Raw genomic sequence first — 17,779 nt, 5'->3', positions numbered from 1 at the left:
CGAAAATTAAAAATCGAGCAGTTTTTCTTCGAGTTCTTCAGCACTGCTGCGCAGTTTATCGAGGAAACGGAGCTTACGAACCGTGTCCGCCGCCGCCTCCCAGCTCTCATTATGCAATTGGTCAACCATCAGCTGCTGACGGGTATCAAACAGCGCTTTCACCCGTTTGATAAAACCTTCCAGCCGCGCGTCGTCTTTCGCCTGGCCGATCTCATCCAGCTCTTCGCGCAATTCCAGCTGTTCCATCAGGAACGCGGTATCGCGAACGGTATGCTGCTCGCTGGCCAGATCGAAGCCATGCAGCGAAAGGAGATATTCTGCGCGAGTCAGCGGATGGCGCAGCGTCTGCCAGGCCTGGTTTATAGTGGCGGAATGCTGAACCGCCGCAAGCTGTTCCGCCGCAGGCGCGCTGGTAAATTTATCCGGATGGTACTGGCGCTGCAGATCCTGATACCGGACAGCCAGTTGTTCAAGCGAGAGGGTATAGCTGGCTGGTAACCCGAAGAGGGTGAAATAGTCCATAGTAACCTCAGGGTCATGCATCTAAATTAAAACCCCACGCGCGGCGTGACCGCGGTGGGGTTGAGGAGTACCGATTATACGTTAAAGCTTTCGCCGCAGCCGCACTCATCTTTGACGTTAGGGTTAGTGAATTTGAACCCTTCGTTGAGGCCTTCTTTGACGAAGTCCAGCTGAGTGCCGTCGAGGAATTGCAGACTTTTGCCGTCGATCACGACCTTCACGCCTTTGTCTTCAAACACGGTGTCTTCAGCCGCCGGCTCGTCAACAAACTCCAGTACATAGGCCATACCCGAGCAGCCGGAGGTTCTTACGCCCAGGCGCAGGCCAAACCCTTTACCGCGGTTCGCCAGGAAGGCATTGACTCGCGCTGCTGCACTGTCGCTAAGAGTAATCGACATAACAAAACCTCAACTAATTATTTTGCTTCACGTTTGCTTTTGTAATCCGCAATCGCGGCTTTAATCGCGTCTTCCGCCAGGATCGAGCAGTGGATTTTCACCGGCGGCAGTTCCAGTTCATCGGCGATATCGGTGTTCTTGATCGCCTGCGCTTCGTCCAGCGATTTGCCCTTCACCCACTCGGTAACCAGGGAGCTGGAAGCGATAGCGGAACCGCAGCCGTAGGTCTTGAAGCGCGCGTCTTCAATGATACCTTCATTGTTGACTTTAATCTGCAGCTTCATCACGTCGCCGCAGGCCGGCGCGCCGACCATGCCGCTGCCGACGTTCTCGTCGCTGTTGTCAAAAGAGCCGACGTTGCGCGGATTCTCGTAATGATCGATAACTTTTTCGCTGTAAGCCATGATGAATTCTCCTTATTGGTGCCGAATTAGTGATGTGACCATTCAATGCTGTTCAGATCCACGCCCTGTTTGAACATTTCCCACAGCGGAGAAAGCTCGCGCAGACGGCCAATGGATTTGCGAATCAGATCGATGGCATAGTCAATCTCTTCTTCGGTAGTGAAACGACCTAAAGAGAAACGAATAGAACTGTGCGCCAGTTCATCAGTCATGCCTAACGCGCGCAGCACGTAGGATGGCTCAAGGCTCGCGGAAGTACAGGCTGAACCGGAGGAAACCGCCAGGTCTTTCAGCGCCATAATCAGCGACTCGCCTTCAACATAGTTGAAGCTGACGTTAAGAATGTTCGGCGCGCCCTGCTCGAGGTCGCCGTTGAGGTACACTTCTTCCATATCCTTCACGCCGTTCCACAGACGGTTGCGCAGCGTGCGCAGACGCGCCATCTCGCTTTCCATCTCTTCTTTGGCGATACGGTAAGCTTCACCCATGCCGACGATCTGGTGAACAGGCAGAGTACCGGAACGCATACCGCGCTCGTGGCCGCCGCCGTGGATTTGCGCTTCGATACGAATACGCGGCTTACGACGCACGTACAGCGCGCCGATGCCTTTCGGACCGTAGATTTTGTGACCGGAGAAGGACATCAGGTCAACTTTCAGCTGGCTCAGATCGATAGGCAGCTTGCCCACGCTCTGGGTGGCGTCTACGTGGTAAATGATACCGCGGGCGCGACACATCTCGCCGATGGTAGCGATATCCTGCACCACGCCGATTTCGTTATTCACATGCATGATGGAAACCAGGATGGTGTCGTCACGCATCGCTGCTTCCAGCTCTTTCAGATCGATAATCCCGTTGCTCTGCGGCGCCAGGTAGGTCACTTCGAAGCCTTCGCGCTCCAGCTGACGACAGGTATCCAGAACCGCTTTATGCTCGGTTTTGCTGGTGATGATGTGCTTGCCTTTTTTCTGATAAAAGTTGGCTGCACCCTTGATCGCCAGGTTGTCGGATTCAGTCGCACCAGAGGTAAAGACGATTTCGCGCGGGTCGGCGCCGACCAGCTCGGCAATCTGATTGCGGGCGATATCAACCGCCTCTTCAGCCTGCCAGCCAAAACGGTGGGAACGGGAGGCCGGGTTACCAAAGGTCCCGTCCATGGTCAGGAACTGCATCATTTTCTCGGCAACACGCGGGTCCACCGGCGTGGTTGCGGAGTAATCGAGGTAAATCGGTAATTTCATTGCTCTTAAACTCCGTACATCACTCAATGCAAGGAATCAGGCAACCGGCTTGATGTACGACCGAGTACACGGAATGTCGGAGCATCCCGGCCTGATTCTGAAAGCTCTTTATAATCGTTGTCCCGCCGTTTCGCGCCGCCTTGCCCTGTCAGCCGCAGCCCGAAACGGGACGGGTCACTCAGGCGCGCAGTTTAACGTCAATCGCGTCCTGGGTGCGCGCATTGCGCTGGGTTTCGTGCTGATGCTGACGACCGGAAACATCGAGGATCTCCTGGTTATTCACCAGTTCCCCGAGGGTGATATTGTTCAGGAAGCCGGTCAGGCGCTCGCTCAGGTCGCGCCACAGCGCGTGAGTCAGGCATTTATCGCCGCCCTGACAGCCGCCCTTGCCCTGGCAACGGGTGGCGTCAACGGATTCGTCCACGGCGCTAATGACTTCGCCGACGGCGATACTGCCGGCATCTTTACCTAACAGATAACCACCACCTGGGCCACGAACGCTGGAAACCAGGCCATTTTTACGCAGGCGAGAGAACAGCTGTTCCAGATAGGAAAGCGAAATTCCCTGACGCTCTGAAATATCTGCCAACGGCACCGGGCCCGTTTCAGAGTTGAGCGCAACGTCAAGCATCGCGGTCACGGCATAACGCCCTTTAGATGTCAGTCTCATGTCTTACTTAACCTCAAACTCGCCCCTGGCCGGGCTTTTTATTAATATGGGTATTGCATAGCAGGGCCAAGTCTGACATTCCCGAGTAATTTGGTCAACTATTTACTTGACTGTTTTAGTCAGGTATTTGGCTTTCCGTGCCGTTTTACTTCCGCATAGCCTGATACCTTCATCCCGCCAGGCGAGCCCGATTCGTAGCCCGGATAAGCGAAGCGCCATCCGGCGTTAACGCGGTTACTTACCTTTATTCTGCTGCTCAATAGACGCCAGCATGCCGCGCAGGATGTTCAACTCCTGGCTTTCCGGACGCGCGCGGGTGAACAGACGACGCAGCTTGTTCATCACCTGCCCCGGATGATTCGGGCGGATAAAGCCCGTCGCCAGCAGCGTCTGCTCAAGATGGTCGTAGAATCGCTCCAGATCGTCCACCAGCGGGTACGGCGCCTCTTCATGCTCAACCGCCGGCTGCGCTTGCTCCTGCGCCGCCAGCCAGGCCATCCGCACTTCATAGGCGATAACCTGCACCGCCATCGCCAGGTTCAGCGAGCTGTACTCCGGGTTGGCGGCGATCGCCACGTGATAGTGGCACTTCTGCAGTTCATCGTTGGTCAGACCAACGCGCTCGCGGCCAAAGACCAGCGCCACCGGCGCATGCTGACCTTCGGCGACGCTTTTCAGACCGCATTCGCGCGGGTCGAGCATCGGCCACGGCAGCGTGCGGGAGCGCGCGCTGGTGCCAACCACCAGGCTACAGCCTGCCAGCGCTTCATCAAGGGTATCGACAATCTGCGCGTTGCCGATCACGTCGCTGGCGCCCGCGGCCAGGGCTATCGCCTGCGAATCAGGTTTGACCAGCGGATTGACCAGCCACAGGTTAGTTAAGCCCATGGTTTTCATCGCGCGGGCTACGGAGCCCATGTTGCCGGTATGGGAGGTTTCTACCAGTACGATTCGAATATTTTGCAGCATTATGGTTCTTCGGCTAAAGATTATTCGTGCATGCTACCATAAAACGGAGACATAAGCAGATTTGGCTGCTATTATATGCGCCGTTTTTTCCCGTTCTTTAACATCCAGTGAGAGAGACCGATGCATCCGATGCTGAACATCGCCGTGCGCGCCGCGCGCAAGGCGGGGAATTTAATTGCCAAACACTACGAAACGCCAGACACCGTAGAAACCAGCCAGAAAGGCAGCAATGATTTTGTGACCAACGTCGATAAAGCCGCCGAAGCGATTATTATCGAAACCATTCGCAAATCTTACCCGCAGCACACCATTATCACCGAAGAAAGCGGTGAACACGCTGGCGAAGAGCAGGATGTTCAATGGGTTATCGATCCACTGGATGGCACCACCAACTTCGTTAAACGTCTGCCGCACTTTTCTGTTTCCATCGCCGTACGCATCAAAGGGCGTACTGAAGTCGCGGTGGTCTACGATCCGATGCGTAACGAACTGTTTACCGCGACCCGCGGCCAGGGCGCGCAGCTGAACGGCTACCGTCTGCGCGGCAGCAACGCTCGCGACCTCGACGGCACCATTATCGCGACCGGCTTCCCGTTCAAAGCGAAGCAGCACGCCACCACCTACATGAATATTCTCGGCAACATGTTTACCGAATGTGCCGACTTCCGTCGCACCGGCTCTGCCGCGCTGGATCTGGCCTATGTGGCCGCCGGCCGCGTTGACGGTTACTTTGAGATCGCCCTGAAACCATGGGATTTCGCCGCAGGCGAGCTGATCGCCCGTGAAGCTGGCGCGATTGTCTGCGACTTCACCGGCGGTCATAACTATATGCTGACGGGCAACATCGTTGCCGGTAACCCGCGCGTGGTGAAAGCGATGCTGGCGAACATGCGCGAGCAGCTGAGCGACGCGCTGAAGCGTTAATCTCTTACTGATGTCAAAAAGGAAGCCGCGGCTTCCTTTTTTTATGTCATTTTATCATGTTGAGGATCTGGCGAATCACCGCATTGCCGCCAATACAGAGCACCGTCAGGCCGCTAAATAAGGCCAGCGGTCCGCGCCAGCGCAGACAGCCCTGCGTCCCCAGCCAGCGCCGGAAACACAGCGCTATCCCTACCGTCGCCAGGCGGGCTAACAGCACGCCGACCATCGCCGGAACCAGCAGCAGCCATCCCCACAGAGGCAGCTCATACTGCTGCGCACTGAGTAAAATCCATACCAGCTGAAACGGCAGATAAAAACTCAGGGCAAAGATCAGCGGAATGCGAATATTCCCTGCCGGTGCGGCAACGCCCTGAAAGTCGCGCCAGCCGTCGCGCAGCAGTATTCCAGCCAGCACCAGCGTGGCCAGATAGCATACGTCGTTAAAGATGCCCACGATCTGCATTAGCCTGTCGCTGCTTAGCTTACCCATAAACGCGAAACGCCAGAAAATGATCACCAGAAAACCGAACTGCAACACCCAGCTGCGCAGGATCCAGTCGACCATCTCCCGCGGCGAGGGCTGGTTATGCACAGCCCAGGCAACAATGGGCAGTTTACTTTGACCGGGATGACAAAAGGCCAGCACGAAGCCCGACAGCGTTAGGGTGGCGTAGGCCACCAGCGGAATATCCGCGACACTCGCCACCCCGAATCGCATAACATACGGCATGGCGTGGTAGACACGCACCAGATCTGACGGCCACCAGCTGGCCAGGGCTGGAAACCAGAATACGATCGCCAGGCCCGCCAGTAGCCCGGCGGCGCCGGCGCAGCCATAATAGAACCGCCCGCTCTGCGCGGGAGAAACGATATTTGCGGCCATAGCGACTCCTTGTCATCCGCCGAAAAGCGGAAAACTAGAGCATCGCTTCGCCAGCGGCAAGCGCTGGCGCCCACTTTAGGATTTGCGCCCGGCGTCTGTCTAAAACGGACGGATCCCACCGCCGGCAGGGACGGCGCTGAGCCACATCACCCCTGCCGCCGCCAGCAATATGACGCCGCCGGCCAGCGCCAGCGTCGCCCAACTAACCTGCTTCCATAACGCTGGCGCCTGATGGCGACTGAGGCGGATCGCCAGTTGGCGGAACCCATGCACCAACAGCGCCAGCGCCGTGATAGTCAACGAGGTTCCCGCCGCCATCGCCAGCGCCGCCGCCATCCCCCAGCCAAAAACGCCGATTACCTTGCTGAACAGCAGAACCATGATCGCCCCCGAGCAGGGACGCATGCCCATCGACAGGACAATCGCGGCGCGAGCCCGCCAGTCGTCGCCGGCCTGCAGCTGCTCCGGGGCCGGGAGATGCTGATGCCCGCAGCCGCAGTGTTCGTTATGAACATGGTGCGGGGTAAAAGCGGTAAACGTTGGCCGGCGCAGCAGCAGACGCAGCTTTTTTAACGCCCGCCAGCACAGCAGCAGCCCTAACGCACCCACCAGCAAATAGCTCCCCTTCTCCAGCCAGAAACTGCTGAGGTGCAGCTGGCGCGCCGGCAGCTGCAGCAGCGCCAGCACCACGACCACCAGCGCGATGGCCACCAGCCCCTGTAATAAAGAGGCGGCCAGCGTCAGGCCAATGCTTGATTTCAGCTTCGCGGGATGGGTGGCAAGCCAGGTCGTAATGACAATTTTACCGTGTCCGGGCCCTAAGGCATGGAGCACCCCGTAAACGAAGCTAAACCCCAGCAGCGACAGCCCTGCCGCCGCCGGGTTCTCCGCCACCGCCTGCAGCAGCCGGCTGAGTTCCAGATTGAGCGAACGCTGCCAGACTGCGCTCTGCATCAGCACCTGCGGCCACGCCCGCCACAGCCAGATGCCGCCGATGATGCTCACCGCCAGCAACAGCGCCAGCGGCCACAGCGCTTTCCAGCGCGAAGATCGCGCGCGCGGAGTAAAAATTACTGACATGTCAGGGTCACCTTCTGGGCAAAATAGCTGCCCAGCGCCATATCCTCCGGCGGCGCATCCGCTTTATCCAGCGACTGGGCGTATGAGAGCATTTTGTCGTTCGGTTTTGGCGTCATCACCGTTGCCTTACAGGCGGCCCGCAGCCCTGCGGGCAGGGAAAAATCGCTATCCTTGTCATAAAACATATCGACGTAGTAGGTCGGGTCGAAGGTGGAAAAGGTAAACGTCTGCCCGGCAACGGGTTGCGGCGTCGCCAGCGGCAGAGTAAAGGTGAGTACCGCCTGCAGTCCGTCACGTTCGAGGCCGTAACCGTCGGGACGATTGTCAAATTTAACCCGCTGACCGTTATGCCACAGCTCGCTGAAATAGTGCTGACCGAGCACGTTGGCCATCACCTCCGCCGCCAGCTTTTTCCAGACTTCGCTGCCCGGTTTGGCGTTTCCGGCATCATAGAGCAGATCCGATGAGGTAATTTCATCCATCGTCCAGCGCATTTTAAAGGCGCTCAGCAGACCGTCCTTGACCACCGGCTCGCTTTGCAGGCTGATGAAGCTATGCGGATGCGCAGCGGCCGACCATGATAAAACCATGAAAAACGCCGCGCTTGTGCATTGTTTCACTCTGTTCATCTGTTCCTCACGTGAAAAATTCTGTGAACTTCGCCAGCAATCCTGAGTAAAAGCGGACGCTCTTCCCTGCCCACGCCGCGGTCATTGTCTATCCTTAGCGGAAACCCTAACTGGAACTTACCAGATGATGACCGTCATTGAACCACCATCTGCGCTTTCCAGTCCACAGCGCCGTAGCCAGGTGCTCCTGATGTTTTATCTGCCCGGACAGTCGGTGACGACTGAACGGCTTGGCAGGATCAACCTCGTTGATGAGACCACGGTCCGGCAGGATATTGAGGAGACCGGACGCGAAATTCAGCGTTACCACCGTTTGACCCTCCAGTCACAGGTGGACGGCAGCTATCGGATTGAAGGCGCCGCGCTCGACCAACGTTTATGTCTGCTGCATGCGCTGCGGCGGGGGCTGCGCCTCTGCCCACAGTTCGTTAATCATCATTTTACCCCGGCGCTGAAAACGCAGCTTAAACAGGAAGGCATTGCCCGCACCTTATACGATGATACCAATCTGCAGGCGCTGGTGAACCGCTGCGCGCGGGCGCTCAATCGCCAGTTTGACTGCCGCGACGTGCAGTTTCTGCGCTTGTACCTGCAGTACTGTCTGCTCGAACATCACCGGGGATACTCTCCGGACTTCAATGAGGAACAGCAACGCTGGGCTCAAACCGCCGCCGAGTTCACCCTGGCGCAGGAGATTGTCCGCCACTGGCAGCGTCGGGTCGGCGCTCCGCCCCATGTCGGAGAACCTTTTTTCCTCTCGCTGCTGTTTATGTTGCTCAAAACCCCCGACCCGGTCCGCGACGGTCACCCGCACGATCGCCGCCTGCGGCTGGCTATCTCCGGCCTGATCCACCGCTTCCAGATCCTCGCTGGCAGAGCGTTCAGTGATGAGCAGGGGCTCAGCGATCAACTCTATATTCATTTGTCGCAGGCGTTGATCCGCAGCGTGTTTGCTATCGGCATCGACAGCACGCTCACAGAGGAAGTGACCCGGCTCTACCCTCGCTTACTGCGTACCACCCAGGCGGCATTGAGCGAATTCGAGGAGGCCTGGCACATCCGTTTTAATGAGGAAGAGACCGGTTTAATCGCGGTGATCTTTGGCGCCTGGCTGATGCAGAAAAGCGACCTGCACGAGAAACAGGTGCTGTTGCTAACCGATGACAACCCAGCTATTGAAGAGGCCCTGGAACAACAGCTGCGCGAACTAACGCTGCTGCCGCTGAATATCAAATACCAGAGCGTAGAGCGCTTTCAGAAGGAAGGTGCGCCCAAAGGGGTGACGCTTATCGTCACCCCCTATGCGACGGCGCTGCCGCTGTTTTCGCCGCCGCTGATCCACGCGGAGAACTACTTCACTGAACGCCAGCAGCAGCATATCTGCGCCATGCTCGAGGACTAGGCCGCCACCGCTTTTGGCCGTATAGCCATCGCCGGGAGCGTCAGCAGGGCCATCACCCAGAATACGCCCTGGTGCAGGTGCTGATAGAGGAAACCGGCGAAGACGGTCATGATGGCAATACTGCCGCCCATCGCCACCGCGGAGTAGACGGCCTGCAGACGGATCACTTCGCTACCCTGACGGGCGGCGATATAGCGCATCGCCGCCAGATGACACACCGTGAAGGTGCCACAGTGAAGGATCTGCGCAAGGATGAGTCCCGGCAGCGCCGTGGTCCAGCCCATCAGTCCCCAGCGAATCAGCCCGCAGGCGGCGGAGAGCAACAGCAGGTCGCGGGCGCTGAAGCGGCGGAACACCTTTTTACTCAACGCGAAGATCACCACTTCCGCCACCACGCCTAACGACCACAGATAACCGACCGCCGAGGCGGAATAGCCGGCCTGCTGCCAGTAGATGGCGCTAAAGCCATAGTAGGCGGCATGCGCTCCCTGCAGCAGACAAACGCAGGCGAGAAAGCGCCAGCTTTGGCGCACCAGCGTCAGCCAGGCCGCCATTCCGGCCCCCTGCTGCTGGCGCGACTCCCCCTGGGGCATCACCGACGGCTTAAGCAGCATGCCGAGCAGCATCGAGGCGACCCCCAGGCTTAGCATCAGCAGGATCGCCCGGTAATCGAACAGGCTCACCAGCTTGCCGGTCAGCGCCGAACCAATTACAAAGGCAATAGAGCCCCATAGCCGCACCCGGCCATAGTCCATGGTGATCTGCTTTTGCCAGGTATTGGCCAGAGCATCCGTCAGCGGCACCAGCGGCGAAAAGAACAGGTTGAAGCCGATGATGATCGCCAGCAGCCATGCTACGTGGCTGCCGGCCCAGAAGGCCAGCGCGAAGAGCAAGGTTAACAGCGCCAGCACGCGCAGCGCGGCGATCAGCCGGGAGGGATCGCTCACCCGCGGGGCAATCAGCAGACTGCCGAGAAAACGGGCCACCAGACCGGCGCCAAGCAAAATGCCGATGGTTTCCGGAGTCAGCCCGTTTCCGGCCAGCCAGACGCTCCAGAAGGGCAGAAAAATACCGTAGCTAAAAAAGTAGGTGAAATAACTGAGCGCCAGCCAGCGCGTGGAGTGCAAGACCATGATTTCCTCCCGAATGGTGGCGACAGTCTGGCGATAAACCCCGGCGGGCGCAAGATGCTCTTGTCTGCTGATAGCTCGTTATTTATGCCCCCTCGATGATGATTTTCAGCGAAAAATTCAGCTTCTCTCCCGCGCCTAAAACTCGCAGCCCCGGCTGCCCGTCCATGTTGTGGGCGTTTACCGGATGGCTTTGCGGCTCGAGGCAAAGGAATGATTCACCTTGCATTCTGAACAGCATCAACCACGGAGTTTGCGATAGAATTGTGATATTCATCACGTCATTGCTTACCCTCGCCCGCCCGCCCCAGCCGGAATAACCCACGTTCAGCCAACGATCTTCACCGAACTGAGCCACGCTGAAATTGGCATAGTCGGGCAAGTTTCCTTGCCAGTTGAGAGGTAAGTGATTCTCCCCTTCCGGCCAGTAACCGCTGACCTGGAACTGAACCTTGCTGCGTTCATCGAAAGGGAAAAAGGGATGAAAGCCGCAGCCGTAAAGCGCAGGGACCTCCCCATAGTGGGTAAGCGTTAGCTCCGCTATCAGCTGGTTACGCAGCAACTGGTAGCGGAGCTGCGCCAGATAATCGAAACCGCAGGCATGCTGCCGACGCAGCTGTAATACACAATACTCTGCGCCGCACTCAATAATATCCCAGCGCTGTAACCAGCCGTCACCGTGAAGAAAGAAATACTCGTCGGCATGGTGGCGAGGCAGGACAATCTCCTGCCCATGAAAAATAAAACGGTTGCCGGCGACGCGATTGGCCAATGGCAGCATCGGAAACATGCCGCCGGCGGGATTTTCATATAGCACCGGCGCTTGATATTGCCGCGAGAATAAACTTTGCACTTTGCCGCCCAGAGAAGAGACGCACATCCGCAGATGCGCGTTCTCCAGAATCCACTCTTCCGCCATTAGCGCATCTGCTCCTGCTTCGCCGCATTAACGCCCGTATGACGCTGCGCCAGCTGCTCTTCCAGCGCTTCGAGGGTGATACCTTTCGTTTCCGGGACGTTGCGCAGGATATAGAGGTAGCCGGCAGCGCAAATGACACCATACAGCAGGAAGCTTCCTGCCGCGCCCAGACCGGCATTAAGCAGCGGGAAAGTATAGGTTAACAGGAAACAGGCGATCCACAGCGCCAGGGTACCTAAAGACATCGCGAGTCCACGTACGCGGTTGGGAAAAATCTCCGCCAGCAGCACCCAGGTCACCGGCGCCAGGGTCAACGCATAAATAGCAATCGCCGCCAGCACCAGCAACAGTACCGGCCACCCCATAATGCCCATGGCGTAAGCGCCGGCGATCAGCACATAGATCAGCGTCAATCCCGAAGCGCCAAGCAGCATTAATTTACGGCGACCGATTTTATCCACCAGCGGCAGCGCCGCAATGGTAAAGACCAGATTAACGACGCCCGTCGCGACGATCGATTTCAGCGTGCTGTTAATATCGAACCCCGCCGAGGCAAAAATCTCCTGAGCGTAGTTAAAGATGACGTTAATCCCACACCACTGCTGGAATATGGCGAGCACCATGCCAATGATCACAATCGGTTTCACCTGGGGAGCCAACAGCGCGCCATAGGAGACTTTATTGTTATCCTTTTCCAGGGTATGCGCGATTTCACGCAGGATCCTGTCGGCATAGTCGGCAGAACCAATGCGTTCCAGCGCAGCCCGGGCGCGCTCCGGTTTACCGGCCTTCATGAGCCAGCGCGGCGACTCGGGGACAAAAAACATCAGGACCAGAAACGCCAGCGCCGGCACCAGTTCCGCACCGAACATCCAGCGCCAGCCCATCTGCCCATTCCAGCTGTCCACAATCATCTGCTGCGTCGCCCCCGGCTCCACCGGTTCAGCAATCATCAGATTGATTAACTGAGCGGCCAGCACGCCAATCACGATGGTGAGCTGATTGACCGCGACAAAACGTCCTCTTTTCTCTGCCGGACTGACTTCGGCAATGTAAAGCGGGCTGAGAGCGGAAGCCAGACCAATCCCTACGCCGCCCACAATGCGGTAAATCACAAACATATCGAAATGACTGGCGACCGCCGTCCCCCAGGCCGACGCGCTGAACAGCACAGCGGAAAGAATTAATGGCAGCTTGCGCCCCAGTTTGTCTGCGCACCATCCCGAAATTAATGCGCCGAAAATACAGCCCAACAGCGCTGAGCTCATCGCCCAGCCGGACTGCGCCGGGTCCGTAATTGAAAACCAGGCTTCATAAAATGGCTTAGCGCCGCCAATCACCACCCAGTCATAGCCAAACAGTAAACCACCGCAGGCGGCGACCAGACAAATCGTCCAGACGTAGCCCATTTTGAGATGTGTCTGCGCGTTGTTCATAATGATTCCTCTATAAGGGAAACGCAGGGAACAGTAGGGTTCAGGCGGGCCGAGCCCGCCCATTGAGGTTCAGGAAAAAATGCCGCTTTGCAGGGCATGGCGAATCAGATGCGCCTTATCATGAGCCGGATTTATTTGCAGAAGCTGCTGCATCCTCTGCTGGCAGGCGGATACGTTGCCCAGCCCCAGATGGCCCAACGCTTCAATAAACAAGCAGTGCTGCTGATGTCTCTGCTGCGCTGATACATCGAGAACCACCAGGTCCGGAAGAGAGACGGCAAAAAAATCGACTTGCGGAACGTCATCCCGATGCTGCGCGGCCCAGTCGATAAAATGGCGAAAGTGCTGCTCGGCCTGCGCTGGGTTACCGCTCTTACGCAGCGCAATGCCCTGCCAGAAAAGATAATCGGCGGGTTGATCGTTGTAGTACCGCCCGGCGTCCAGCGTTGAGCCCCCTTGCCGGGCAAGCTGGTAATATTCCGCCGCCTGCTGCGCATCCCCAGCCTGTTCTGCGCAGTAGCCCAGCAAATACCAGATATCGTTATCCGTTTGCCCAGGCAGTCGCCCCTCCCCCAGATTGTCGGGATAGCGTAATGCGGCTTTCAGACAGTCCGTGGCCTGTTTAAACGTCCCACGCTCGATGAACTGTAATGCCCGATGGAGCTGATTGAGCAAATACTGGCCGGTGATTTTCCCTTCTCCTCCTTCCCAGGGATGGAATACGCGCGTATCCAGAATCGCGGCGGCATCGGCATAATGACCGGACGCGTTCCACAGGCTTAGCAGCTCAGCGGTCAGGTCGTCCCGCTTCAGCACCACGGCTTTACGTTCCACCAGCGTCGTCAGTCGCTCATGTACCGGCCTGGCCAGTAATTTTTGCAAAAAATCGAGTTCAAACAGGAAGCGCGCATTGTCCGGCTCCAGCGCTACGGCGCTCTGCAGATAAGCCAGCGCCTGCGTTGCATCCTGCTGTTTATTCCAGGAGTAAACGCCCAGCAGACGATGAGCGGGCGCATAATCGGGAGATTTTTCGAGCGTCTCGCGCCAGCAGCTCACCGCCTCGTCATAGCGACGTTTGCTGTACCAGAAGCAACCGAGTAGATAGCGGGCAAAAGCGCTGTCGCCCAGCGACTGCAGCATCTGAACTTCATCGAGCGAGTTAGGGAAACGAACATTGTGCGCATGGCAGTGCTCGGCGGCGGCAATAAACTGTTGGCGTTCATTGGCATCATCACTTAGCGACGCACGCCAGAGCATCGGCAGCGCTTCCTGACTGTCCAGAACCGCGAGAACCTCTTTCACCGCCGACGTCTGTCCGATAGAGAGCAACCAACCCGCCAGCAGGCTGGCGTTGACCCCTCTGCGCCCCGTGATGCGCAGCAGGGTTTCTCGCGCGTCGTCGCTCCGCTCAATCATCCAGCGCGCGCAGTGCAGCGGATAGCTCAATGGGTATTGCTCAAGAGAGGCGAAAATAAACTCCAGCGCTGCTTTCTTCTGCCCACTGTTGGCTAATGCCAGCGCTTTCAACCCCATCGCCAGAGGATTGCTGGCGTTGAACCGCAGACTGGTGTTTACTTTTTCCAGCGCATCGGCAACATCACCGCGCTTCATCGCCAGCCGCGCCAGCGACCACCAGGCGGCGTCACGGCAGTTACCGCTCCAGGAGGCTTTGTAATAGTGATCCCAGGCGCCTGCATCATCCCCCATCCTTTCCAGCACGCTGGCAAGCAGCATACTGGCTTCGCCATCTCGCGGGTTCTTATTCAAACGATGCGCGCGCTGTAGCGCAGCACGGGCACACTGTTCCGCCAGCGCCCAGTCGGCACTGTTGAACGCCAGGGTACCGAGGGCAACATTATTGCGATAATCCTGCGGATCGAGCTCAACCGCCCGACGATAGTAATCCCCGGCGTAGCGGCTTGCGTGGTTGTATTGTTCAAGGTGCTGGCCGATAAAATAGAGCTCGTCGCCATTGTGGATCGCTTCCGGTAACGCGGGCGCTATAGCTGGTTCGGGCAGCGGCGTCTGTTGGGTAATATGTTCCTGATAATCCAGCAGCGGCTGGTTCTCGGCGGTTTTCACTTTGAGGGTTAAGCGCCCGACGCCATTTTCCGGCAGCGCCTGCTGCCAGCTCTCACCGGGCTTCAGCGTCAGCTGAGTTTCGTACAATGGCTGATGGTCAGCGCTGAGTTCAACCACGATATGATTTAGCGGAGCAATGGCATATACGCCAAGCTGCAGTTGCCCAGACTCGCGAACCAGCTTCAGTGCCAGCTGTGTATTGGCATTTTGCACCATCCCTAACTCGCTGTAGGGAAGGAAATTTTGCACAAACACCTTCTCTTCATAAGGCGCAAGCCACGTAAAGTCGGGCTGGTTATCGGTGAAGACGCCGGTCATCAGCTCAATATAAGGGCCATTTTCATCGGTCAGATTTCGATCCCAGGCCTGGCCAAAATCCCCGTACCCCCAGCTCCACTGTTTCTTGCCAGGAGAGACATGGTGATCGGCAACATGCAGTAACCCGCCTCGCTCGTCATGATGATAAGCGCCGACAAAATCGTAATCCGACTTCTCCGCCATATACGAAGTGGGTACCGGGACGTTTTTATAACGGGAGATATCAACCCCCGCAGAATAGTCCACTTTGTAGTAGGTACCGGTGGCAATCGGGAAAGCGGAAACATCACGCTTACCATGGTCGAATACAGCGGTGACATCGGGTGGGAATACACTCTGGTGGGCATCGCCGCCTTTTACTGCAGGGTTGGCCCACCACAGGAAATGGCGCGGCGTGGCGTTACCATTGAAGATCTTGCCAGTGATTTCAATCAGCGCGCGGTCAGGATAGAGCGTAAACCCGGCCATAACCTGCAAACCGCGCATGGGCTCCGCTTCCCCCATCCATACGGTCTGCGCGCCGTTTTCTCCCTGCTGAATAGAAAAATCGACCGGCTTAAAGGTCGTCGGCCGGTGATGTTGCGGCCAGTTAAATTCGATTCCTCCGGAGATCCAGGGCCCGAGCAGCCCTACCAGGGCTGGCTTAACCACCTCATTGTAATAGACGAAATCACGTTGTTTGACTTTGTCATATGCCCGGTGAATACGGCCGCCAAGCTCCGGTAGCAGCATGACCCGAAGGAAATCATTCTCCATCCACACTGCCTGATAATCGCGCATTTCGCGTTCGCCGGTCAGGGTATCAATCACGCCGTAGGGATAGACGCTGCCGGAAGATCCTTGATAAACACGTTTTTCCAGAAACATAGGGTTCGGATCTTCCGCTCCCGTTGTCCACGTTGGTAATGAAATGATTTCCTGCCAGACCTTAACCGAACCGTACATGATGCCTCCACTAAACAAAACGAAGTAAAAGTTACAATAACAGGAGTCTATATCGCCAATTCGCTGTTAAAATGCGCAATGCTCACGCAATATAGTTAAGGGAGTTAAGTGTATGCAGCGTACTGGCTTTAATAACGCCCGGGTCCGGCAGGCCAATAAGTCGATTTTTCTTTCCCATCTGTGGCGGGAAAAGCAGCTCAGTAAATCACAGCTCTCTCAACTCACCGGTCTCTCCATTCCGGCGGTGAGCAATATTCTGGCCGAGCTGCTTAGCGAGGGATTGATCGGTCACTCAACGGAACACTTGAGCAAACGGGGCGTGAACAGCGGCAGCTACCAGATCCCCGAGCACGGCGCCTGGACACTGTGCATGAATATCACCCCGACCAGCATTGAATATCAGCTTGCCGACGCCCGCCTGCTGGCAGTGGATGGCCATCAGCATTTGCCGGTCAACGCGCCCACTCCTCAGGCCCTGCTTGAGGCCATTGTTGAATGCTGGCGGCATATCCACCGCCGCTACCCGCAGCACAGCATCAATCTCGCCCTTGGCGTGCATGGACAGGTTGATCCGATTACCGGCGTTTCACAAACCATGCCCCAGGCACGCTGGAAAACACCGATCGAAATAAAGTATCTGCTTGAGGAGCGGCTTGGCGTGCAGGTTCGGGTGGATAACGACTGCGTGATGCTGGCGCTGGCGGAGAAGTGGCAGCATCAGGGTACACAGCAGGATTTTTGCGTGATCAACGTCGACTACGGTATCGGCTCGTCATTTGTGATTAACGATCATATTTATCGCGGCAGTCTGTACGGCAGCGGGCAGATTGGGCATACGATTGTCAATCCTGACGGCAACGCCTGCGACTGCGGAAGATACGGTTGCCTCGAAACCGTCGCCTCTCTCAGCGCGCTGAAAAAACAGGCCCGAATGTGGCTCAAAACGCAGCCTGAAGCAACGCTCGCCCCCGAGCAGTTAACCACGGCGTCGCTCATTGAGGCCTGGAAAGAGGGAGATGTGCAAATTCGCGCATGGGTTGATAACGCTGCCAACGCGATTGGCTTAAGCCTCTATAATTTCCTGAATATATTAAACATTAATCAAATCTGGCTTTACGGGCGCAGCTGCGCCTTCGGTGAGCAGTGGCTGGAAAGTATCGTTAAACAAACGGGTTTCAACCCCTTTGACCACCGGGATACGCCGCGAGCGCACGCCACCCAAATTGGCTTTGGCCAGCTGACGCGCGCCCAGCAGCTGATGGGGATAGGTTATCTGTACGTTGAGGAGCAATTGCAGACGCTGGTTTAGTCATAAACGAACGTGGCGGAGCGCAAATTTGTGTATTACGTTTAAATCACACGTCTCTCATAACGAGCTGATTATGAACACACTCCGCTATTTTGATTTTGGCGCTTCCCGCTCTCTGTTGCTGCTTATCGCCCGCATCGCCGTGGTGATTCTGTTTATTCTTTTTGGCTACCCCAAACTGCTGGGCTTTGACGGTACGGTGCAGTACATGGCCGCCTCCGGCGCGCCGATGCCGACCCTGGCGGCGATTATCGCCGTCATTATGGAAGTGCCTGCCGCGATTCTGATTGTGCTCGGCTTTTTCACCCGCCCGCTGGCGGTCATCTTTATTTTCTACACTCTGGGCACGGCGGTGATTGGCCATCACTACTGGGATATGACTGGCGATGCGGTATTGCCGAACATGATTAACTTCTGGAAAAACGTCAGCATCGCCGGCGCTTTCCTGCTGCTGGCGGTAACCGGCCCCGGGGCGATCTCCCTCGACCGCCGCTAATCTCCAGACGCAAAAAAAAACG

General features: G+C 57.0%; 17 protein-coding genes. 4 read left to right on the top strand and 13 right to left on the bottom strand.

The window, feature by feature from the left end:
* Positions 1–6: 6 nt before the first annotated feature.
* The 6 genes from hscB to trmJ form a co-directional block, all read right to left on the bottom strand.
* Positions 7–522: a co-chaperone HscB gene (gene hscB / locus HMPREF9538_RS10540; protein ID WP_002913974.1), complete on the bottom strand. Its 516-nt coding sequence runs from the start codon at positions 520–522 to the stop codon at positions 7–9.
* Between the two features lie 74 nt (positions 523–596).
* The gene (gene iscA / locus HMPREF9538_RS10545) at positions 597–920 is read right to left on the bottom strand and encodes an iron-sulfur cluster assembly protein IscA (protein ID WP_002913979.1); all 324 of its coding nucleotides are present in this window, start codon (positions 918–920) and stop codon (positions 597–599) included.
* Between the two features lie 17 nt (positions 921–937).
* On the bottom strand, positions 938–1,324 hold the full coding sequence (gene iscU / locus HMPREF9538_RS10550; RefSeq protein WP_002913991.1) for a Fe-S cluster assembly scaffold IscU: 387 nt from the start codon (positions 1,322–1,324) through the stop codon (positions 938–940).
* A 26-nt stretch (positions 1,325–1,350) separates the two neighbouring features.
* On the bottom strand, positions 1,351–2,565 hold the full coding sequence (gene iscS, locus HMPREF9538_RS10555) for a cysteine desulfurase (RefSeq protein WP_002913992.1): 1,215 nt from the start codon (positions 2,563–2,565) through the stop codon (positions 1,351–1,353).
* 178 nt (positions 2,566–2,743) lie between these two features.
* Positions 2,744–3,235: a Fe-S cluster assembly transcriptional regulator IscR gene (gene iscR, locus HMPREF9538_RS10560; protein WP_002913993.1), complete on the bottom strand. Its 492-nt coding sequence runs from the start codon at positions 3,233–3,235 to the stop codon at positions 2,744–2,746.
* Positions 3,236–3,469: 234 nt separating this feature from the next.
* Positions 3,470–4,204, bottom strand: a complete 735-nt coding sequence (trmJ, locus tag HMPREF9538_RS10565; protein ID WP_002913994.1) for a tRNA (cytosine(32)/uridine(32)-2'-O)-methyltransferase TrmJ — start codon at positions 4,202–4,204, stop codon at positions 3,470–3,472.
* 120 nt (positions 4,205–4,324) lie between these two features.
* Here trmJ and suhB point away from each other — a divergent pair, with 120 nt between their 5' ends.
* Positions 4,325–5,128, top strand: coding sequence for an inositol-1-monophosphatase (suhB, locus tag HMPREF9538_RS10570; RefSeq protein WP_002913995.1), 804 nt, complete (start codon positions 4,325–4,327; stop codon positions 5,126–5,128).
* A gap of 46 nt (positions 5,129–5,174) precedes the next feature.
* On the opposite strand, the gene HMPREF9538_RS10575 is transcribed toward suhB, so the two are convergent.
* The 3 genes from HMPREF9538_RS10575 to HMPREF9538_RS10585 form a co-directional block, all read right to left on the bottom strand.
* Positions 5,175–6,011, bottom strand: a complete 837-nt coding sequence (locus HMPREF9538_RS10575) for a hypothetical protein (protein WP_009485451.1) — start codon at positions 6,009–6,011, stop codon at positions 5,175–5,177.
* A gap of 99 nt (positions 6,012–6,110) precedes the next feature.
* A complete protein-coding gene (locus HMPREF9538_RS10580) occupies positions 6,111–7,091 on the bottom strand; it encodes a nickel/cobalt transporter (protein WP_004185122.1) in 981 nt (326 codons plus the stop codon).
* Positions 7,082–7,720, bottom strand: a complete 639-nt coding sequence (locus tag HMPREF9538_RS10585) for a DUF1007 family protein (protein ID WP_004185124.1) — start codon at positions 7,718–7,720, stop codon at positions 7,082–7,084. Before HMPREF9538_RS10585 ends, HMPREF9538_RS10580 begins: the two co-directional genes overlap by 10 nt.
* A gap of 124 nt (positions 7,721–7,844) precedes the next feature.
* Between HMPREF9538_RS10585 and csiE the strand changes: the two genes are divergently transcribed.
* Positions 7,845–9,122, top strand: a complete 1,278-nt coding sequence (csiE, locus tag HMPREF9538_RS10590; RefSeq protein ID WP_009485450.1) for a stationary phase inducible protein CsiE — start codon at positions 7,845–7,847, stop codon at positions 9,120–9,122.
* Here csiE and HMPREF9538_RS10595 read toward each other — a convergent pair.
* The 4 genes from HMPREF9538_RS10595 to HMPREF9538_RS10610 form a co-directional block, all read right to left on the bottom strand.
* The gene (locus HMPREF9538_RS10595; protein ID WP_004144329.1) at positions 9,119–10,255 is read right to left on the bottom strand and encodes a 3-phenylpropionate MFS transporter; all 1,137 of its coding nucleotides are present in this window, start codon (positions 10,253–10,255) and stop codon (positions 9,119–9,121) included. The genes csiE and HMPREF9538_RS10595 overlap by 4 nt on opposite strands.
* A gap of 82 nt (positions 10,256–10,337) precedes the next feature.
* Entirely contained in the window at positions 10,338–11,171 is an 834-nt protein-coding gene (locus HMPREF9538_RS10600) for an aldose 1-epimerase (protein WP_009485449.1), read from the bottom strand.
* The gene (locus HMPREF9538_RS10605; protein ID WP_009485448.1) at positions 11,171–12,607 is read right to left on the bottom strand and encodes a sugar porter family MFS transporter; all 1,437 of its coding nucleotides are present in this window, start codon (positions 12,605–12,607) and stop codon (positions 11,171–11,173) included. The genes HMPREF9538_RS10600 and HMPREF9538_RS10605 overlap by 1 nt, the downstream gene beginning before the upstream one ends.
* 69 nt (positions 12,608–12,676) lie before the next feature.
* Complete coding sequence (locus HMPREF9538_RS10610; RefSeq protein ID WP_009485447.1) at positions 12,677–15,952, bottom strand: DUF5107 domain-containing protein; 3,276 nt, start codon at positions 15,950–15,952, stop codon at positions 12,677–12,679.
* A gap of 112 nt (positions 15,953–16,064) precedes the next feature.
* Between HMPREF9538_RS10610 and HMPREF9538_RS10615 the strand changes: the two genes are divergently transcribed.
* Together HMPREF9538_RS10615 and HMPREF9538_RS10620 are read left to right on the top strand one after the other, a co-directional pair.
* The gene (locus HMPREF9538_RS10615) at positions 16,065–17,261 is read left to right on the top strand and encodes an ROK family transcriptional regulator (protein WP_004174823.1); all 1,197 of its coding nucleotides are present in this window, start codon (positions 16,065–16,067) and stop codon (positions 17,259–17,261) included.
* 73 nt (positions 17,262–17,334) lie between these two features.
* Entirely contained in the window at positions 17,335–17,757 is a 423-nt protein-coding gene (locus tag HMPREF9538_RS10620; RefSeq protein WP_002914024.1) for a DoxX family protein, read from the top strand.
* Positions 17,758–17,779 lie beyond the last annotated feature (22 nt).

Source organism: Klebsiella sp. MS 92-3 (genome assembly GCF_000195655.1).
GTDB classification, from domain to species: Bacteria; Pseudomonadota; Gammaproteobacteria; order Enterobacterales; family Enterobacteriaceae; genus Klebsiella; species Klebsiella pneumoniae.
The sequence above is the reverse complement of the archived record's forward strand: the minus strand, read 5'-3'. Positions and strand labels throughout refer to the sequence as shown.